The organism is Oceanobacillus sp. J11TS1 (assembly GCF_018333215.1).
Classification (GTDB): Bacteria; Bacillota; Bacilli; order Bacillales; family Amphibacillaceae; genus Oceanobacillus.
On the sequence record NZ_BORO01000002.1, the window covers coordinates 114,282 to 133,980 of the forward strand.

Below are 19,699 nucleotides of genomic sequence, written 5' to 3' on the forward strand. Positions count from 1 at the left end.
AGAATACAAAATGGGTAAAAAGATTTTAATAGTAGATGATGCAGCTTTTATGCGAATGATGATTAAGGATATTTTGGTGAAGAATGGATATGAAGTAGCCGCTGAAGCACAAGATGGTAATGAGGCAGTGGAAAAATATAAAGAGTGTCAACCTGATTTAGTTACCATGGATATTACGATGCCGGAAAAAGATGGTTTAGCAGCTTTAAAAGAAATTCTACAAGTGAACCCAGACGCAAAAGTAATCATGTGTTCCGCAATGGGACAGCAAGCCATGGTTATTGACGCAATTCAGGCTGGAGCGAAAGACTTTATTGTTAAACCATTCCAAGCAGATCGAGTAATTGAAGCAATTCAAAAAGTATTAGGATAAATGACAACTTCATTCAGTGAAACGATGCACTCTTTTCTCACTGGTGAATAGGACAAGTAAATGCAAATATTTTCGCAGGGATGAGTAATCCCAGTCCAGGCCCCAACCAAGCCAACCCTGCGCTTTTGAAGGCTTGGTTTGCTATGTTTTCTATATGAGGAAAGTTTTACAGATGTATGAAACGTATTAAAAAGTGAGTTGACGAAATTGAAGAAGCTATCATGGCTTATGTATGTATTGGGAGCAGGAATAATGATTTATATGCTGCTCCCAGTTCCTGCAAACGCAGAAGCAAATGTATTAGAATGCCTTGAAAATGATGAGGAGTGTACCGAACCATTAAATAATAACGGTGAACAGCCTGATAGAAACGATCAAAATAATAGCGAGGAGAACAATGGAGAATTGTTGATAGAAGATGATACTTCAAATCCTTCTATGTTCGGACAAATCGTCAGGCTGATTGTTGGTTTAGTGCTTGTATTAGGACTAGTTTACGTGGTATTGAAATTGCTGGGGAAGAAAAATGGGTTTAATCAGCAAACAAATATCCTTCGCAATGTGGGCGGGATTTCCGTTGGTTCAAATAAATCTATTCAAATTATCCGCGTAGGAAAAAAATATTACCTTGTTGGTGTTGGAGATAATGTGGAGCTTTTAGAGGAGATTAATGATCCTGAAACAATTGAGTTGATGGATCAACGGACGGAAAAGGACTTGGATGCTTCATCGTTCTTTTTGAAAGGAAAGAAGGAAAAAGCCAATAAATCTGATCAATCCTTTGATCAATTACTGACAAGAGAGCTAAAGTCGATTCGTAAAAATCGCCAAGATCTTATTAAGAAACATAAGGACGATGTAAATGAATGAATTCATAGATATATTTTCAAGTTCTGATCCTACGAATATTGCAACTTCTGTGAAGTTATTATTATTATTGACGATTTTTTCCTTGGCTCCAGGAATTTTAATTTTAATGACTTGTTTTACACGGATTATCATTGTTTTGTCATTTGTACGTACTTCGTTAGCGACACAGCAAATGCCGCCTAACCAAGTTTTAATTGGTATTGCGTTATTTTTAACGTTCTTTATCATGGCGCCAACATTTTCAGAAGTCTATGAAAAGGGATTATCACCGCTCTTTAGCGAAGAAATTACTTTAGAAGAAGCGTATGATAATGCGAGTGTTCCGCTGAAAGAGTTTATGGCACAGCATACGAGGCAGAAGGATTTGCAATTATTTTTAAATTATACAAAAGCAGAGGCACCGGCAACTGTACAGGATATTCCACTAACAACTTTAGTTCCTGCATTTGCAATCAGTGAACTAAAGACGGCCTTTCAAATGGGTTTTATGATTTTTATTCCCTTTCTAATTATTGACATGGCTGTTGCAAGTATACTTATGTCGATGGGAATGATGATGCTGCCACCGGTGATGATTTCATTACCATTTAAAATATTACTATTTGTTTTGGTGGATGGCTGGTATTTGATTACACAGTCACTACTCGGTGGTTTTTAGAAAAGGACGTACTGGAAGGAGTAGAATCAATGAGTAGTGAATTTGTATTAACCCTGGCTGAAAGAGGGATTTATACTGTTTTATTAATGACCGTTCCATTATTACTGCTTGCATTAGCAGTTGGTTTGCTTGTAAGTATTTTCCAGGCAACGACGCAGATTCAAGAACAAACATTGGCATTTATTCCAAAAATTTTAGCAGTATTACTTGGCTTAGTATTCTTCGGACCCTGGATGTTAACAACAATTGTTGAATTTACATCTGATCTGTATATGAATATTAACCAATATATAGGGTAGATCAAATGATTGAACTTATTAATTGGAATCTTGTTCCTGCTTTCATCTTAATATTTGTGCGCATGATGGCATTCTTTGTAATTATGCCTCTATTCTCTTATCGGTCAGTTCCTGTTCAATTTAAAATAGGAATTAGCTTTTTCCTCACAATCATTTTAATTTCTTCTGTGGATATCAGTGATGTGGTGTTAAATGATTTATATTTGTTTCTGCTGGTTAAAGAAGCACTTGTTGGAATTTGTATTGGATTAATTGCTTTTATTTTGGTTTCTGCTATTCAAATTGCTGGCGGTTTTATTGACTTTCAAATGGGGTTTGCCATTGCCAACGTTGTAGATCCGCAAACAGGTGCACAAAGCCCATTAACAGGACAATATTTCTATATTATTGCTTTGCTATTCCTGTTGTCTGTCGATGGACACCATATGATTTTAAATGGCATGATGAATAGTTTTTCGTATATTCCATTAGACCAGTTCGTTCCTTTTGGAAGGGAGGGCATTATAGAGCTTGTATTAACCACGTTTAATACGATGTTCCTTATTGCTTTTCAGATAGCTATTCCGATTGTAGGCTGCTTGTTTTTAGTAGATGTTGCACTAGGAATCGTGGCGCGTACTGTTCCACAGATGAACGTGTTTGTTGTTGGGCTGCCGATTAAAATTCTTGTAAGTTTTGTTGCAATTCTCGTTTTCCTAGCGCTCTATGTGAATTTATTACAATATGTATTTCAAACAATGTATCAAGTGATGGAGCAGCTAATGGTTTTATTTGGAGGTGCTTAGTGTGTCATTGGCATTAGATTTACAATTTTTTGCAGGTGAAAAAACAGAAAAAGCGACTCCAAAGAAAAGACAGGATGAACGGAGAAAAGGAAGAGTTGCAAAAAGCCAGGACATGAATACAGCAATCTTGCTTCTTGGCTGTTTTCTTAGCTTGTTTGTATTTGGCAGTTATATACTCCAACATATGACTGCTTTTTTTAGGAAATCATTTACGGAATATATACATTGGGATGTAACAAATAATTCCGTTCAAACCATGTTTAACGATTCAGCCTTGCAGGCGATTATTATGGTTGCGCCAATTATGGTGATTGCCATTATTTCTGGTTTAGCGGCAAACTTACTTCAAGTTAAATTCTTATTCAGTACGGAGCCCTTAAAGTTTGACTTGAAAAAAATTGACCCGATTAAGGGGGCAAAACGAATTTTCTCGATTCGTGCATTTGTCGAATTTCTGAAATCTTTATTAAAAATTACCATGGTTGGGGCAGTTACCTTTACCGTGATTTGGATAAATAAGGATCAAATGCTGATGACATCATTCCTGGGTCCAGAAGGAGCTCTAAAGTTCTTTGCAAAAGTTACGGTGATGATGGGTTTTTCTGCCATTGCTTTATTGATTTTTTTAGGTGTCCTTGATTATTTGTATCAAAAGTATGATTTTGAGAAAAACATCCGGATGTCTAAACAAGACCTTAAGGATGAGTATAAAAACGTAGAAGGGGATCCTTTAATAAAATCAAAGATGAAAGAGAAACAGCGACAAATAGCAACAAGAAGAATGATGAGTGAAATACCGAATGCAGATGTTATTATTACAAACCCTACGCATTATGCTATTGCAATTAAGTATGATGAAGCAAAAGCAGAAGCACCTTTTGTTCTTGCAAAAGGGACAGATAGTATCGCACAACGCATCAAAGAAATTGCAAAAGAACACAAAGTACATATGGTAGAAAATCGTTCACTAGCAAGAGCGCTTTATGCAGCTGTAGAAATTGGTGAGGTTATCCCGGAAGATTACTTTCAACCTGTTGCAGAAGTTCTTGCTTATGTGTATCAAATGGAGAAAAAAGCGTAAGAAGTTAGGAGAGAATGGAAATGAAAGTCCGAGATATAGCTGTTCTCTTAGGTGTGATACTAGTAATCGTAATGCTGGTAATTCCTTTGCCTGGGGGACTTCTAAGTTTTCTCATATTAATTAATATAATACTAGGATTGGTTGTCATTTTAGTAGCAATGAATACAACGGAACCGTTGCAGTTTTCAGTGTTTCCAACGCTGATTTTACTTTTGACATTATTTCGGCTAGCTCTAAATGTGTCAACGACTCGGGCCATTCTCTCAGAAGGTAATGCAGGAGGGGTTGTAGAAACATTCGGCTCTTTTGTAATTGGAAATAATCCTTTAGTTGGGTTTGTTGTATTTATTATTTTAGTTATTATTAATTTTATTGTTATTACAAAAGGTGCAGAGCGTGTATCTGAAGTAGCCGCTAGATTTTCCCTTGATGGGATGCCTGGGAAACAGATGAGCGTCGATGCGGATTTAAATGCGGGGTTGATTACAGAGACCCAAGCGAAAGAACGAAGAGAAAAAATTGAGAATGAAGCAGATTTCCATGGTTCGATGGACGGTGCAAGTAAATTTGTAAAAGGAGATGCCATTGCCGGGATAGTTATTCTTCTTATAAATATTCTTTTTGGAATTATTATAGGCGTTGTTCAAATGGGCATGCCTATGCAAGAAGCTGTTGACACATTTATGAGGCTTACTGTCGGGGATGGTTTGGTCAGTCAAATTCCTGCATTGCTTATTTCCACTGCAACAGGGATTGTTGTTACAAGATCAGCTAGAGGAAGTAATTTAAGTTCTGATGTTACAGACCAATTACTGCAGTTCCCAAAACTATTATATATCGCAGCAGGGGCCATTTTCTTGCTTGGCTTAACACCAATAAACTTTTTCCTAACAACACTACTTGCCGGCTTTTTAGCTTTTAGCGGTTATTGGATGGAAAAAAGAGCAGCCGAACCGGAGGAAGTTACAGAGGAAGAGGAAGAAGAAACAGCCTCGACAGCTCTGAAACAGCAGGAAAATGTTGTAAACTTGTTAAATATGGATCCCATTGAGTTTGAGTTTGGGTATGGATTAATCCCGCTAGCGGACGCATCTCAAGGAGGCGACTTACTGGACAGAGTAATCATGATACGCAGGCAATTGGCTATTGAATTAGGGCTTGTTATACCAGTTGTTCGCATCCGGGATAATATTCAGCTTCAGCCAAATGAATATCAATTAAAAATAAAAGGAGATCAGGTTGCCAGCGGAGAATTAATGTTAGATCATTATTTAGCTATGGCGCCGGACTTTTTAGAAGATGATATTGAGGGTATAGATACGAAGGAGCCAGCATTTGGCTTGCCGGCTAAATGGATCAGTGAAAATGTGAAGGATGAAGCAGAATTATCTGGATACACAGTTGTGGATCCGCCTTCTGTCGTATCGACGCATCTTACAGAGGTTATTAAAAAACATGCATTTGAACTATTAGGAAGAGAAGAAACCAAACAGCTTATTGATCATTTAAAAGAAACTAATCCAATTTTAGTTGAGGAAGTAACACCTGAACCACTATCTATTGGAGATGTTCAAAAAGTATTAGCGAAGTTGCTTAGAGAGGGCGTATCTATTCGAAATTTACCAGTGATTTTTGAAACATTGGCTGATTTTTCTAAAATGACGAATGATACGGAGGTGCTTGGTGAGTATGTAAGACAAGCATTAGCATCGCAAATTACAAAGAGTTATGTGAAAGATAATAATCTATTAAAAGTAATTACTGTGTCTGGAAAAGTTGAAAAAGTGATAGCTGAACATATTCAGCAGACAGAACACGGAAACTACTTAGCATTAGACCCGGAACAGCAGCAAGAAATTGTTCAAGCGATTCATAAAGAAGCTGAAAAAGTATCGTTGCAAGAAGAAACAACCATCATCATATGCTCTCCGGCAGTTAGAATGTACTTGAAACAATTGATAGACCGTTTCCTGCCTCAAGTAGTCGTCTTGTCATATAACGAATTAGAACCGACCGTTGAGGTACAAAGTGTTGGGGTGGTGAATATCGCATGAAAATAAAAAAATACAAGGCTCCATCGATGCCAGAAGTGATGAAGCAAGTCCGAAAAGATTTCGGCAAAGATGCAGTTATCTTACAATCTAGGCAAATTAAAGTGGGCGGTATATTCGGGTTATTTAAAAAGAATTATATTGAAGTAGTTGTTGGCCATGATCCAGAGCCAGTAGCTCCTTCGAAAAAGAAGGCAAGTAAAAAGGAAATTACTGTCCCTGAAAAAGAGATGATATCTCAAAAAGTTTCTCCACGTTCGAATGAGATGGAACAAGTTTATAAACTACTGGAAGCACAGAGTAAACAGCTTCAGTTGAAGTTAAGCCCAGAGGAACAATTAATCTATGATAGTTTAGTTGAACAGGAGGTTCTGCCTGACATCGCTTTAAAGTTGATCAAAGAAGAGGGTAATATGTCATCCTCTGAAGAAAAAGATACGAAAACGTTAAAACAGAGCATTCATGAAAAAGTAAAAAAGCGATTAGCAGCCATCCAATTAGGCTTTACCCATACTCATAAAGTTGTTCAGTTTGTTGGACCAACTGGAGTGGGAAAAACGACAACCATTGCAAAAATAGCGGCAAGAATGCAACTGACAGAAAATAAAAAAATCGCATTTATTACTTTAGATACGTATCGAATAGCAGCTGTTGAACAGCTGAAAACATATGCGAAGATTCTTCATATACCTATAGAGGTAGCTTACAATAAACAAGAATATCGTCAATATATTGAACAATTACAGGATTATGATGTGATATTAGTGGATACAGCTGGCAGAAATTATCGAGATGCAACTTATTTAAAGGATATTACAGATTGGATAGATCCAAATGAGGTAACCAATTATCTTGTTCTATCAATGACAACAAAACCCAAGGATTTTCTTGATATCTATGGTAAGTTTGATGCTATTGGAATACATGGACTCCTATTGACGAAGTTAGATGAAACGGAGCAATACGGGAATATATTAAATTTAGCATCAAATTATTCTGGGATTCGAATAGGGTATATGACAAACGGTCAGGACGTGCCAGAGGATATGGTTGATCCTACGTTAAATAACCTTAGCCATTTCATCATAGGTGAGAAACAATGAGCTATGATCAAGCTGAAAAATTGCGAAGCCAGCTTGCCTCCCATCGGACTGCTAAAACAATCGCTATATGCAGTGGCAAAGGCGGCGTTGGAAAATCAAACTTCACTTTAAATTTTGCGATCAAACTCGCAAGTCAAAATAATCGTATTTTAATATTTGATCTGGATGTTGGTATGGGCAATATTGATTTACTCCTTGGTATGCAAACCAAACATTCTATTGCAGATGCTTTAAATAATCGTATTTCCATAGAAGAAGCAATTGTAAAAAGTAATTATGGCGTAGACTATATTCCAGGAGGGTCGGGCCTTCGGGATATTTTAGAAATCGACCAACATAATAAAAAGATTTTTTCTCAAGGCTTAGCGTCTGTATTAAGAGAATACGATTTTGTACTATTTGATATGGGGGCGGGCGTGACAGAAACGGCATTATTTTTTATTTTAGCAGCAGATGAATGTTTTGTGATAACTACTCCCGAGCCGACTTCGATTACGGACGCATATGGAATGGTAAAGCATATTTTAGTGAATCAAGTAAATATGCCTATTTACACTATCTTAAATCGTTCAAGGAATAACTCGGATGGTAAAACAGTTTTAAATAATTTTCATAAAGTAATTCATCGTTTTTTAGATGGGGGTGCACAAGCGCTAGGACTGATTCCAGAAGATGCAAACGTCGTAAAGGCGGTAATGCACCAAGAACCATACACCATCCTATACCCTAAGACAAAGGCATCCAAAGCTATGGAATTGATTCTGCAATCGTATGTTCAACAAACTAGCAATCGTTCGCGGAAGTCTGGCAGTTTCCTAGAGCGGATAAAGTATTTTATCGTGGAGAACCGCCCGTAAACTATTGTTTATAAGAAGACTTTCTTTAGGGCTTTTCCCTAAAATGAATATTCTATAACCTAGCTGACCGAAGATTTACATGGGGATGATACCCACGGAAAACCGGATTGTAGCGAGGGGAGTAATCCCTCCCCTGAATGAAATTTTATAAGATTGTGAGGTGAGAGAATGGCTCTAATTAATGTACTTGTCGTGGATGATTCTGCCTTTATGAGAAAAATGATTACAGAAATATTAGAAGAAGATGGTAGATTCCAAGTTGTTGGAACAGCAACAGATGGTTTAGATGGAGTAAACAAAGCGAAAAAACTGCGGCCTGATGTCGTCACCATGGATGTGCAGATGCCTAAACTTGACGGTTTAGAAGCTCTAAAGCAGATTATGGTTGAGTATCCTGTTCCAGTAGTCATGCTGTCCAGCGAAACAAGAAAAGGCACCGATCAAACGATTCAAGCCATCTCTACTGGTGCTGTTGACTTTATAACAAAACCATCAGGTGCTATTTCGTTAGATATTAAAAAGGTAGAAAAAGAAATTTGTAATAAAGTATACACCGCGGCTAAAGTTAAAGTACATAAAAAGATAAATGAAGCAAAAGCCCATGTACCGATAGAGCATATTAAGCAGCCGATAACAATGCCTGGAAAACCAAGTTTAGCATCAAAGAAGCTTGTTGCAATTGGAACCTCGACAGGAGGGCCTAGAGCCCTGCAAGAAGTAATTACAGCTTTACCAAAAAATCTTCGTGCTCCTGTGGCTGTTGTACAGCATATGCCGCCTGGATTTACCGCATCTCTATCTGAACGTTTAAATCATATGAGTCAAGTAACGGTGAAGGAAGCAGAACACGGCGAATTGATGAAAAAAGGGACCGTTTATATTGCTCCGGGCGGCTACCATATGGAAGTAAAAAGCAGTGGCATGGCATTGGTAATTTCATTAAACCAAGAACCGCCGGAAAATGGTCATCGTCCGTCTGTAAATACTTTATTTCGCTCTTTATGTGCTTTGAAAAACTATCAAATTGTTACATGCGTACTAACTGGTATGGGGAATGATGGAACATTGGGGTTAAAAGAACTGAAAAAAAACAATCCCCATGTTTTATCGATAGCAGAGACGGAAGAAACAGCTATTGTATATGGAATGCCAAAGTCGATAATTAATGAAGGGTTAGCTGATTATCAATTACCCTTAAATCAAATGGCTAGTCAATTAAGTAATCTAATTCAGTAAATAAGGAGAAGGGGGCAGTTTTAAATGGAACAGAAACAATTAGTTGAAGAACAGCTAGAAAAAACAATCATTTTTGATTTAAATGGCAGCGAATATGGCTTGCCGGTGAAAATTGTAGAGTCCATTGAGACAGCATTACCAATTACTCGGGTTCCACATGAACGCAAGTATATAAAAGGGGTTATTAATCTAAGAGGGAAGATTATTCCTGTCATAGATTTACGTATTCGATTGAATCAGAAACAGGCATCTGATAAGGAAAACGATCAAATTATTATTACAAGAATTGGAGAAAATCAGGTGGGCTTGATTATTGATAATGCAAATGATGTTTTAGATATTCCAGTAAGTCTTTTCGAAGATCCGCCAGAACTAATCGGGACAGTTAAAAAAGAATACATCCATTCTATTGCTAATATCGATAGCCGACTCATTATCTTGTTGGATATATATAAATTATTAGATTTAGAAGAAATAAAGTTGAAAGAAATGGATGATTAATGATGGATGCCTTTCATTTAACTGATTTGCAGAAGGATATTCTGAAAGAGATAGGGAATATTGGCGCAGGAAATGCAGCAACATCCCTATCTCAGTTGCTAGGGCAGAAAATAGATATGATGGTTCCTAACGTTGAGATTGCTGATTTTAATGAAGTGATTGAATTAGTTGGAGGGCCAGAGCAGCCAATTGTCGGATTAATGTTTCAAGTGGAAGGCGAAATGACTGGCGTTATGGCTATTGTCTTTGATATGAGAGAAGCGGAATACTTGGTTCAAAAAATAACCTATAATAATCAATCCCGCTTATCTGAACAAACGGAGGGTGCAGATTTGGATATCGCAATGTCGGCTTTAAGTGAAATTGGAAATATCTTAACCGGTTCGTACCTTACTGCGCTTTCTGATTTTACAGGGATGAACCTGCAACCTTCTGTACCGCATTTGGGGATGGACATGGCTGGTGCCATCATGACAATGGGGTTATTAGAAATTTCACAAGTGACAGATTATGCAATTATTATTGACACGGAAATAAGGCAAGAGGAAGAAAGTCATGAAAATATTAACGGGAATTTCCTATTTATCCCTGACCCGAGTTCATTTCAAAAGCTTTTTGCTAAATTAGGATGGAATTAAAATGAGTATAACAAAGACAATTGTAAACGTGGGTATTGCAGATACGAAAACAGTCCAGACCCCTGCTAATATTCGAACATTAGGGCTAGGTTCTTGTGTTGGTACAGTATTGTATGATGAAAAACGTCAAATAGCAGGTCTATCACATATTTTATTACCAGATTCCAGCCAAGCTAAAACAAGCAATTTTAATCCTATGAAGTATGCAGATACCGCGATTCCTCAATTACTAGAGATGTTGCAAGTAAAAGGGGCTAGAAATATCAAAGCTAAAATGGCTGGTGGCGCTCAAATGTTTCAAACGGGGAAGGGAACAAGTTTTATGCGGATTGGTGACAAAAATATAGAGGCAGTGCAAGAAGCGCTTCGTAAATCAAATATTCGAATTGTTTCTTCGGATGTTGGCGGTAACGTTGGAAGAACAATTGAATTCGATCCGAGCACTTCCATGCTTTCTATTCGAAAAAGAAATCATGATATCTATACGATTTAACCGATTTGGAAGGAGCGTGTCATGTTGAGTTCATTAGATCCTTTACAAGAACAAGCATTATGGAATAAATGGATGGCTAGTCAAGATAATGAAGCAGCAAATATGCTCATCGATAATTATATGTACCTCGTTTCCTTTCACACGGAAAGAATTGTAAGTCAATTGCCTAGCAGTGTGGATCGCGAAGAAATACGCAGTTATGGGTTGCTTGGTCTTTATGATGCGCTGCAAAAATTTGATTTAAAACGAGATTTGAAATTTGATACATATGCTTCATTTCGAATCAGAGGTTCTATTATAGATGGTTTAAGAAAAGAGGACTGGCTTCCTCGTTCTATACGTGAGAAAACAAAAAAAGTAGAGCACGCAAGCGAAAAATTTGAGCAGATGTATCAGCGGGAAGCACAACCAAAAGATATTGCAGCACTTACAGGGATGACTGTCCAGGAAGTAGAGACAACATTAAGAGATTCCGTACTAAGCAGTATGTTCTCTATAGAAGATAAGCCAAAAGGTCAGGAGGGTGACTTAAAAGAGGGGATTGGCTATAATATATCAGATACCCCAAACCTAAGACCAGAATCTCAACTAATACAGCAAGAATGGAAGCAAGAGTTAATAGAAGGTATCAAGTCTCTGAATGAAAAAGAACAGCTCGTAATCAGTCTTTTTTATCAAGATGAGTTAACCTTTACAGAGATTGGACAAGTTCTTGGGTTAACTACTTCTCGGATTTCGCAAATTCATAAACGGAGTATTGTTAAATTACGCTCCATACTCCGTAAAATAAGTCAGCTTTCATAAAGTAAGTATGGGAAGGGAAAATTATGTCAACATTATTATGGATGATTAGCTTTTTATTGCATGGTATTTCAATATTAGCTATCTATTTATTGTTAAAAAGTAAGCAGAACGCTGGTGTAAATGAGCAAACGCAAAGCGTATTAAAAGATACCCTAGAAGAAATACGCGAGGAGAATAGAAGACTCCAAAATCTGTTGCAGGAAGATAGTCAACCTGATAAAACGGCATTTAAACATGAGAAAACCAGCTCGGAGGAAATGAAACCAGAGCCTCTTAACAGGAAACAAGGAGATACCGTCCCCCTTGTGATAAAAGATCAAGAAATATCAGGATTGGATGCATATCAAACCATTGCTTTGAAGGATGAAGTAGAAACATCCCTGGAAGCAAAAATATTGCAGCTTCATGCGAAAGGCGAGACAGTAGATAATATCGCTAACAAGCTAAACTGCGGAAAAACAGAAGCAGAAATAATTATCAAACTTCATTTAGAAAAGCGGAAGTCAGGCCGTTCAATTGAGAATTGATGCTCGGCAAGGTATCTGTTTTCTTTTTACACAAAAAAAGTCACTGAAATAGCTTGCCTACATAGGGATGTTATGGTATAGTAACTTTTGGTGTAAATAGTTTAACTATATTTAGTTGGACCATAACAACACACGCATTTGGATTTATAAGATTGGTGCTGTAATACAGTATTCTTATAAAGAGGAAAAATGCGGAGGAATAAAACCAATTAGGAGGAATTTATTATGGCAGCAATTTCAATGAAACAATTGCTAGAAGCTGGTGTACATTTTGGTCACCAAACACGCCGTTGGAATCCGAAAATGAAAAAATACATTTTCACAGAGCGTAACGGCATCTACATCATCGACTTACAAAAAACGGTTAAGAAAGTGGATGAAGCGTATAACTACGTAAAAGAAATCGCATCAAATGGCGGTACAGTTCTTTTCGTTGGTACAAAGAAACAAGCTCAAGATTCAGTACGTGACGAAGCAATCCGTTCTGGTATGTTCTATGTGAACCAACGTTGGTTAGGTGGAACATTAACTAACTTCCAAACAATTCGCAAACGTATTAACCGTTTGAAAGATATTGAAAAAATGGAAGAAGACGGTACATTCGAAGTACTACCTAAAAAAGAAGTAGTAAACTTATTGAAAGAAAAAGATCGTCTTGTTAAATTCCTAGGCGGAATTAAAGAAATGAAGAAACTTCCAGATGCATTGTTTGTCATCGATCCTCGTAAAGAGCGTATTGCAATCGCAGAAGCACATAAATTAAATATTCCAATCATCGGTATTGTTGATACAAACTGTGATCCGGATGAAATTGATTATGTTATTCCTGCGAATGATGATGCAATCCGTGCAGTAAAACTTCTTACTTCAAAAATGGCAGATGCTATTCTAGAAGTGAAACAAGGTGAAGAAACTGAAGAAGTTCCTGAACAAGACCAGGTAGAAGCTGAAGTTGCTGAAGAAGCTGCTTCTCAAGAGTAATCTTTTAAAAGGTGAGGGTGATAAGAGGATAGAAGCCTTTTATCACCCTTTTTTCAAGAAAGAGGTTAAACCGTTTAGCTTACTTGTTACTTGCTGTTGATATAACAGGTTCCAATGGGGCAAGTCCGCGAAAAGCGTAGTGTTTTTCCGTAGCGGTTGCATTAACCTGACAACATTGTTGCGATTACTCGTCCCATCAAAAAAGTGGTAGCGGACATCTTTTGTGGCAAGAATAAACGATGTAATGACGAAGTTTTCCCAAAGCAGAAATGAAATTAGATACATGTGAAACGGAATGAATATTTTAAGGAGGAATTAACATGGCAGTTACTGCTCAAATGGTTAAAGAATTACGTGAAAAAACAGGTGCTGGAATGATGGATTGTAAGAAAGCACTAACAGAAACAAACGGAGATATCGAAAAAGCAATTGATTTCCTTCGTGAAAAAGGTATGGCGAAAGCTGCTAAAAAAGCAGATCGCGTTGCTGCGGAAGGATTAACTCATATTGAAGTTGAAGGAAACAAAGCAGCAATTATTGAAGTTAACTGTGAAACAGATTTTGTTACAAAAAATGATCAGTTTAAACAATTACTTACTGACCTTGGAAAACACATTGTGAAAAACAATCCAGCTTCTGTGGAAGAAGCTTTACAACAAAATCTTTTAGATGGTTCTGAAACAGTAGAAAATGTCATTACAACAGCAGTTTCTAAAATTGGAGAAAAAATCTCTCTTCGTCGTTTCACTGTATTAGAAAAAACAGATAACGATACATTCGGTGCGTACCTTCACATGGGAGGACGTATTGGCGCACTAACCTTATTAGAAGGTACTACGGATGAAGAGCTAGGAAAAGATATTTCTATGCATGTAGCTGCTATCAACCCTCGCTATGTATCACGCGATGAGGTTTCTGAAGAAGAAGTAAACCGTGAACGTGAAGTGCTTAAAACGCAAGCATTAAGTGAAGGGAAACCAGAAAAAATTGTTGAAAAAATGGTTGAAGGCCGTTTAGGTAAATTCTTTGAAGAAATCGTTCTTTTAGATCAAAGCTTTGTAAAAGATCCAGACCAAAAAGTGAAAAAATATGTTGGAGATAAAGGTGCTTCTGTAAAAACTTTCGTTCGCTATGAAGTAGGCGAAGGAATGGAAAAACGTGAAGATAACTTCGCGGAAGAAGTAATGAGCCAAATTAAAAAATAAGCTTTACAAATTAGGGGACATTAATTTGTTCCCTCTTTTATAACTCAATATAAGTTAAACAATTTTTTCTCTGGAGGTTATTATGACGGAAGCACATTATAATAGAGTTGTGTTAAAATTGAGTGGAGAAGCATTAAGTGGAGAAGAAGGATACGGAATTTCTCCTAAAGTAATTCAATCCATTTCAAAACAAGTAAAAGAAATTGTAGATCTTGGCGTAGAAGTTGCTATAGTTGTGGGCGGCGGAAACATTTGGCGTGGAAAAGTAGGTTCAGAAATGGGTATGGATAGAGCTTCGGCTGATTATATGGGCATGCTCGCGACAATTATGAATTCTCTTGCCCTACAGGACGGACTAGAAACAATTGATGTACAAACAAGAGTACAAACGTCCATTGAAATGAGACAGGTTGCTGAGCCATACATACGCCGAAAAGCGATTCGCCACCTAGAGAAAAAGCGTGTTGTTATTTTCGCTGCGGGAACGGGAAATCCTTATTTTTCTACAGATACGACAGCAGCATTACGTGCGGCAGAAATTGAAGCAGAAGTAATATTAATGGCAAAAAATAATGTTGATGGCGTTTATACAGATGATCCTAAAATCAACAAAGAAGCTAAGAAATATGATTCTCTTACTTATTTAGAAATGCTAAATGAAGGATTAGGTGTTATGGATTCTACAGCTTCTTCATTATGCATGGATAATGATTTACCATTAATCGTCTTCTCTATTACGGAAGAAGGTAACATTAAACGCGTTATACAAGGTGAAAATATTGGAACAACGATAAGGGGGAACTAAGGATGTCAGAATCAATAATGAAAGATACAAAAGAAAAAATGGAACAAGCTGTTCAAGCTTTCTCAAAAAATTTAGCCTCTGTTCGCGCTGGACGTGCAAACCCTAGCCTTTTAGACAATGTTTATGTTGACTACTATGGTGCTTCTACACCGCTTAATCAATTGGCTCAAGTAGGTGCTCCTGAAGCAAGATTGTTAACAGTTACACCATATGATAAGTCTGCAATTGGTGATATCGATAAAGCAATTCAAAAAGCTGATTTAGGACTATCTCCATCGAATGATGGAAACGTAATTCGAATCAATATTCCTGCATTAACCCAAGAAAGAAGAAAAGAATTAGTAAAAGTTGTTGGGAAATACGCAGAAGAATCTCGTGTACAAATTCGTAACCTTCGTCGTCAAGCAAATGATCAGCTTAAAAAAGCCGAAAAAAATGGTGATATGACAGAAGACGATTTAAGAGCATTTCAAGATGATGTTCAAGAAACCACAGATAATTTCATTAAACAAATAGAAGAATTAGCAAAAAACAAAGAAAATGAAATTATGGAAGTATAATAGAAGGTATATATACCCTTCTATCGGTATAAAATAAAGGGTCAACGCTAAAACCTATCGTTGAAAAAATAATTAGGATAATGTGATTAGCTAGTGTAGTGTCTGGGATTCATAATCTCACCTAACCTCGCGTAGCGGTCGCGGATATGAACATTTATATCTAATTTGTCAACCAAAGGTTTTGGGGAAGACCCTAAATGAAAGCAAAAAATTTTTGTTTAAAGGTGACAGTTTTCTGCTAACGTAGTAAGATGCCATTAAGCCCTCTTATTAAAGGGGGTTTTTGTATTAATGTCACTGGCATTCACGCACGTGTATTATATGTTAAACTGAATACATTCTATATTATTAAGTATTGGCATGGTCATGCCTTTCATCCCTTGTTCTTTTAGAGGATGTTCAAAAAAGTTCAAATGATGCATGAATTTCTAGGCCTTTTATATCAAGCTTTTTTGAACAAACTATGAAGATGAAGAGGGTTATGAACAAACAACCATTCGGGGGACGGAAAATGTCTATTAAAATTCCTTTTTTATCAAAACAACCAAAAGAAACAGATTCGCTTTCTGGAGAAAATGTTCCTAATCATGTCGCTATTATTATGGACGGAAATGGCAGATGGGCACAAAAACGGGGATTACCTAGGTTTGCTGGTCATAAAGAGGGCGTATCTACGGTGAATAAAATTGTTAAAGCAGCAGTCAAATCGAATGTGAAGGTTTTAACGCTTTATACCTTTTCAACAGAAAACTGGAAACGACCAAAGCAAGAAGTGGAATATATTTTAAAACTCCCAAAAGAATTTTTGCATGTTTATTTACCAAGTTTAATGGAAAATAATGTTCGTATTCAAACGATAGGTGATTTTCAGGCGTTACCAAGCCATACGCAGGAAGCAGTTAGCTATGCAATTGAAAAAACAAAAAATAATGACGGCCTCATCTTAAATTTTGCAATTAATTATGGCAGTCGTCATGAAATTTTAAAAGCAGTTAAGCAAATTGCGACAGAGTTAAAAGAAGAACGCATGGATATAGATAGTTTAGATGAGGAAATATTTTCTAAACATTTATATACCAATAGTGTTTCCGACCCAGATCTGCTGATCCGCACTGGTGGGGAGTGCCGTTTGAGTAATTTTATGCTTTGGCAGCTTGCTTATACGGAATTCTGGTTTACAGAAAAGCTATGGCCGGAGTTTACAGAAGAAACATTCTATGAAGCATTACTTGCATATCAACAACGAAAAAGACGATATGGAGGTATATAAGGTGATGATGATTTAATGAAGCAACGTACGATTACAGCAATATTGGCTCTACTTGTGTTTGTGCCAATCATTATTTTTGGCGGATTGCCGTTTACCATTTTTATCTATTTATTAGCAACAATAGGATTGTTTGAATTAATACGAATGCGTCATGCAGGCAAGAATTTCTTTCCATATGCTTTATCAGCGCTTTTAATGTGGGTCATTTTGCTGCCTAATGATGTTTTTGCTAATGGAGAATTGTTTACGAAGTATGAATTGATTTCTATCATTATTTTCGTATTATTAGCGTACACGGTGCTTGTCAAAAACCAATTCACCTTTGATCAGGTTGGTTTCGTAATCCTAGCAGCGTTTTATGTTGGTTTAGGATTTTTTTATTTATTAGAGACTAGAGATGGTGAGAATGCATTAAGAAATATATTGTTTGCTTTTTGTATCATCTGGGCAACTGACACAGGGGCTTATTTATTTGGCCGGAAATTTGGGGAACATAAATTATGGCCGACAATTAGTCCTAAGAAGACTGTTGAAGGAGCACTGGGCGGTATTTTTGTAGCAGTAATTGTTGCAATGGTTTTTCATATGATCGAACCGTTTGAACAATCATGGTTAACACTGATTATTGTTACCATTGTTGCCTCAAGCTTTGGACAAATAGGTGATTTAGTTGAATCTGCGTTTAAACGTGTATATAATGTGAAGGATTCTGGAAAAATTTTGCCGGGGCATGGCGGTATTTTAGACCGATTTGACAGCATGCTTTTTGTTTTTCCATTACTGCATTTTATTCACTTTTTTTAACATATTGAAGCGAATATTGTAGAATTAGTAAAGTAACTGGTATGGTTGAATATACTAAGTGAAGAGCTTTCTTTTCATCATACATAACAAATTTTTATTTTAAATCATCGGACAAGACATGGTATCTTGTTCTTTAAGTAAGTGTATAGCTTCTTGTTAAAGCTCGAAGCTATCAAAAACAATGAATTGTTATGTGAAATATCGCAGAAAATCAACTTTCTACCTTGTACAAAAGGAAGGTGCTGTCATGACGACTGTTATTGCTTTTATATTAATGTTTGGAGTGCTCGTTTCTATCCATGAATGGGGTCATCTCATCTTTGCAAAGCGGGCTGGCATGCTTGTGCGTGAATTTGCAATTGGATTTGGTCCAAAGATATTATCATTCACGAAAAATGAAACACTCTATACAATCCGATTAATCCCAGCTGGGGGATACGTTCGTGTTGCCGGAGACGACCCAGAAATCGTTGAATTAAAACCGGGGCATCATATTGCGCTTGAGTTTAACGAGAAAGAAAAAGTAACAAAAATCATTGTGAATAATAAATCAAAGCATCCTCATGCGCGCACGATTGAAGTAGAGAATGTGGACCTTGATCACCAGTTATTTATTGAAGGCTATGAGCTAGATGATGAAGTTACGAAGCTGCATTTCGATGTGGATCGTAAAGCGATGTTTGTTGTAGACGAGCGGGAAACACAAATCGCACCTTATGATCGACAATTTGCTTCTAAAACGGTTGGTCAGCGTGCGATGCAGCTTTTTGCAGGACCGATGATGAACTTTGTTTTGGCGATAGCTATCTTTTTAATTCTTGGACTCATCCAAGGGGTTCCTGTAGAGGAAGCGCAGATGGGTGAAATTCAACCAGGAAGTCCAGCAGAAGAAGCAGGACTGCAGGAAAATGACGTGATTACGAAAATTGGAGATCAGTCTATTTCCACTTGGATTCAGTTTACACAAATTGTACAAAAGAACCCTGGCCAAGAATTAGATTTAGTCATTTCTAGAGACAATACAGAACACGAAGTTACCGTAGTGCCAGGCGAAGCTGAGGCAGTCGACGAGAATCGCGAACCGATTACTATCGGGCAAATAGGGGTAAATCGAGCTTTTGAAAAAGATATCCTTGGAACATTGGTATTTGGATTTGAAAGAACGTATGAAACATCGAAGCTTATCATTACCAACTTAGTCATGCTGGTAACCGGTCAGCTCTCCATTGATGTTCTATCTGGACCAGTAGGGATTTATGACGCAACCAATCAAGTTGTGCAATCTGGTTTTACAAACTTTTTAATGTGGACTGCCATGTTAAGCATTAACTTAGGAATCATGAACTTAGTTCCTCTTCCGGCACTAGACGGCGGAAGACTAATGTTTGTCGGGATTGAAGCAGTCAGAGGAAAACCGGTAGCTCCAGAAAAAGAAGGAGTTTTCCATTTTATCGGATTTGCACTCTTAATGCTATTGATGATTGTTGTCACATGGAATGACATTCAGCGTTTATTCCTGTAAAATAGAATAGTAACACGAATAAGTTACCCTTGTCGGATTATAGGCAAGGGTTTCGTGTTTGTATCTGAGCAGATTATTAAATAATTGGTTTTTTTCAGGTTATGTCATGCAAGTTAGAATGACGGAGATTTGATGATCGATTGGAAATCCGTATTTTTCTTTCGTAATGATTCTTCTGTATGAAAAGTTATTAATCAATATAATAATAAAGGAAAGTTTCTATAGATTGAAGATATTTTCTTCCTGTGTAGTCAAAAATCTATCTACAATTGGAGG

Annotated in this window: 22 protein-coding genes; all 22 read left to right on the plus strand. The window is 37.0% G+C overall.

Annotated features, from left to right (window positions below; genetic code table 11):
• Positions 1-10: 10 nt before the first annotated feature.
• The 22 genes from KI343_RS02775 to rseP all read left to right on the plus strand — a co-directional run bounded on the left by KI343_RS02775 (position 11) and on the right by rseP (position 19,423).
• A complete protein-coding gene (locus KI343_RS02775; protein ID WP_212924915.1) occupies positions 11-373 on the plus strand; it encodes a response regulator in 363 nt (120 codons plus the stop codon).
• Between the two features lie 252 nt (positions 374-625).
• Positions 626-1,243, plus strand: a complete 618-nt coding sequence (locus KI343_RS02780) for a flagellar biosynthetic protein FliO (RefSeq protein WP_212924916.1) — start codon at positions 626-628, stop codon at positions 1,241-1,243.
• Positions 1,236-1,901 carry a flagellar type III secretion system pore protein FliP gene (gene fliP / locus KI343_RS02785; RefSeq protein ID WP_212924917.1) on the plus strand — a complete coding sequence of 222 codons (666 nt, stop codon included), beginning with the start codon at positions 1,236-1,238 and terminating at the stop codon, positions 1,899-1,901. The genes KI343_RS02780 and fliP overlap by 8 nt, the downstream gene beginning before the upstream one ends.
• A 29-nt stretch (positions 1,902-1,930) precedes the next feature.
• Positions 1,931-2,200, plus strand: a complete 270-nt coding sequence (fliQ, locus tag KI343_RS02790; RefSeq protein WP_212924918.1) for a flagellar biosynthesis protein FliQ — start codon at positions 1,931-1,933, stop codon at positions 2,198-2,200.
• Positions 2,201-2,205: 5 nt separating this feature from the next.
• The gene (fliR, locus tag KI343_RS02795; RefSeq protein ID WP_212924919.1) at positions 2,206-2,985 is read left to right on the plus strand and encodes a flagellar biosynthetic protein FliR; all 780 of its coding nucleotides are present in this window, start codon (positions 2,206-2,208) and stop codon (positions 2,983-2,985) included.
• A gap of 1 nt (position 2,986) precedes the next feature.
• On the plus strand, positions 2,987-4,066 hold the full coding sequence (gene flhB / locus KI343_RS02800) for a flagellar biosynthesis protein FlhB (RefSeq protein WP_212924920.1): 1,080 nt from the start codon (positions 2,987-2,989) through the stop codon (positions 4,064-4,066).
• A gap of 20 nt (positions 4,067-4,086) precedes the next feature.
• On the plus strand, positions 4,087-6,120 hold the full coding sequence (gene flhA / locus KI343_RS02805; protein ID WP_212924921.1) for a flagellar biosynthesis protein FlhA: 2,034 nt from the start codon (positions 4,087-4,089) through the stop codon (positions 6,118-6,120).
• On the plus strand, positions 6,117-7,220 hold the full coding sequence (gene flhF, locus KI343_RS02810; protein WP_212924922.1) for a flagellar biosynthesis GTPase FlhF: 1,104 nt from the start codon (positions 6,117-6,119) through the stop codon (positions 7,218-7,220). Before flhA ends, flhF begins: the two co-directional genes overlap by 4 nt.
• The gene (locus KI343_RS02815; RefSeq protein WP_212924923.1) at positions 7,217-8,077 is read left to right on the plus strand and encodes a MinD/ParA family protein; all 861 of its coding nucleotides are present in this window, start codon (positions 7,217-7,219) and stop codon (positions 8,075-8,077) included. Before flhF ends, KI343_RS02815 begins: the two co-directional genes overlap by 4 nt.
• 168 nt (positions 8,078-8,245) lie before the next feature.
• On the plus strand, positions 8,246-9,313 hold the full coding sequence (locus KI343_RS02820; protein ID WP_212924924.1) for a protein-glutamate methylesterase/protein-glutamine glutaminase: 1,068 nt from the start codon (positions 8,246-8,248) through the stop codon (positions 9,311-9,313).
• A 24-nt stretch (positions 9,314-9,337) separates the two neighbouring features.
• Positions 9,338-9,814 carry a chemotaxis protein CheW gene (locus KI343_RS02825; RefSeq protein ID WP_212924925.1) on the plus strand — a complete coding sequence of 159 codons (477 nt, stop codon included), beginning with the start codon at positions 9,338-9,340 and terminating at the stop codon, positions 9,812-9,814.
• A 2-nt stretch (positions 9,815-9,816) separates the two neighbouring features.
• Positions 9,817-10,452 carry a chemotaxis protein CheC gene (locus KI343_RS02830; protein ID WP_212924926.1) on the plus strand — a complete coding sequence of 212 codons (636 nt, stop codon included), beginning with the start codon at positions 9,817-9,819 and terminating at the stop codon, positions 10,450-10,452.
• 1 nt (position 10,453) lies between these two features.
• Positions 10,454-10,945 carry a chemotaxis protein CheD gene (locus tag KI343_RS02835; RefSeq protein WP_212924927.1) on the plus strand — a complete coding sequence of 164 codons (492 nt, stop codon included), beginning with the start codon at positions 10,454-10,456 and terminating at the stop codon, positions 10,943-10,945.
• Positions 10,946-10,966: 21 nt separating this feature from the next.
• Positions 10,967-11,749, plus strand: coding sequence for a FliA/WhiG family RNA polymerase sigma factor (locus KI343_RS02840; RefSeq protein ID WP_280530104.1), 783 nt, complete (start codon positions 10,967-10,969; stop codon positions 11,747-11,749).
• 23 nt (positions 11,750-11,772) lie between these two features.
• Positions 11,773-12,276: a hypothetical protein gene (locus tag KI343_RS02845; protein ID WP_212924929.1), complete on the plus strand. Its 504-nt coding sequence runs from the start codon at positions 11,773-11,775 to the stop codon at positions 12,274-12,276.
• A gap of 225 nt (positions 12,277-12,501) precedes the next feature.
• Positions 12,502-13,257, plus strand: a complete 756-nt coding sequence (gene rpsB / locus KI343_RS02850) for a 30S ribosomal protein S2 (RefSeq protein ID WP_212924930.1) — start codon at positions 12,502-12,504, stop codon at positions 13,255-13,257.
• 320 nt (positions 13,258-13,577) lie between these two features.
• Positions 13,578-14,462 carry a translation elongation factor Ts gene (gene tsf, locus KI343_RS02855; RefSeq protein ID WP_212924931.1) on the plus strand — a complete coding sequence of 295 codons (885 nt, stop codon included), beginning with the start codon at positions 13,578-13,580 and terminating at the stop codon, positions 14,460-14,462.
• Positions 14,463-14,544: 82 nt separating this feature from the next.
• Positions 14,545-15,267 carry a UMP kinase gene (gene pyrH, locus KI343_RS02860; protein ID WP_212924932.1) on the plus strand — a complete coding sequence of 241 codons (723 nt, stop codon included), beginning with the start codon at positions 14,545-14,547 and terminating at the stop codon, positions 15,265-15,267.
• A gap of 2 nt (positions 15,268-15,269) precedes the next feature.
• Positions 15,270-15,827 carry a ribosome recycling factor gene (frr, locus tag KI343_RS02865; protein WP_212924933.1) on the plus strand — a complete coding sequence of 186 codons (558 nt, stop codon included), beginning with the start codon at positions 15,270-15,272 and terminating at the stop codon, positions 15,825-15,827.
• Between the two features lie 511 nt (positions 15,828-16,338).
• Positions 16,339-17,097 (plus strand): undecaprenyl pyrophosphate synthase, encoded by a 759-nt coding sequence (locus KI343_RS02870; protein ID WP_212924934.1) that lies wholly within the window; start codon positions 16,339-16,341, stop codon positions 17,095-17,097.
• Between the two features lie 15 nt (positions 17,098-17,112).
• Entirely contained in the window at positions 17,113-17,901 is a 789-nt protein-coding gene (locus KI343_RS02875) for a phosphatidate cytidylyltransferase (protein ID WP_212924935.1), read from the plus strand.
• Between the two features lie 247 nt (positions 17,902-18,148).
• Positions 18,149-19,423 carry an RIP metalloprotease RseP gene (gene rseP / locus KI343_RS02880; RefSeq protein ID WP_212924936.1) on the plus strand — a complete coding sequence of 425 codons (1,275 nt, stop codon included), beginning with the start codon at positions 18,149-18,151 and terminating at the stop codon, positions 19,421-19,423.
• Positions 19,424-19,699 lie beyond the last annotated feature (276 nt).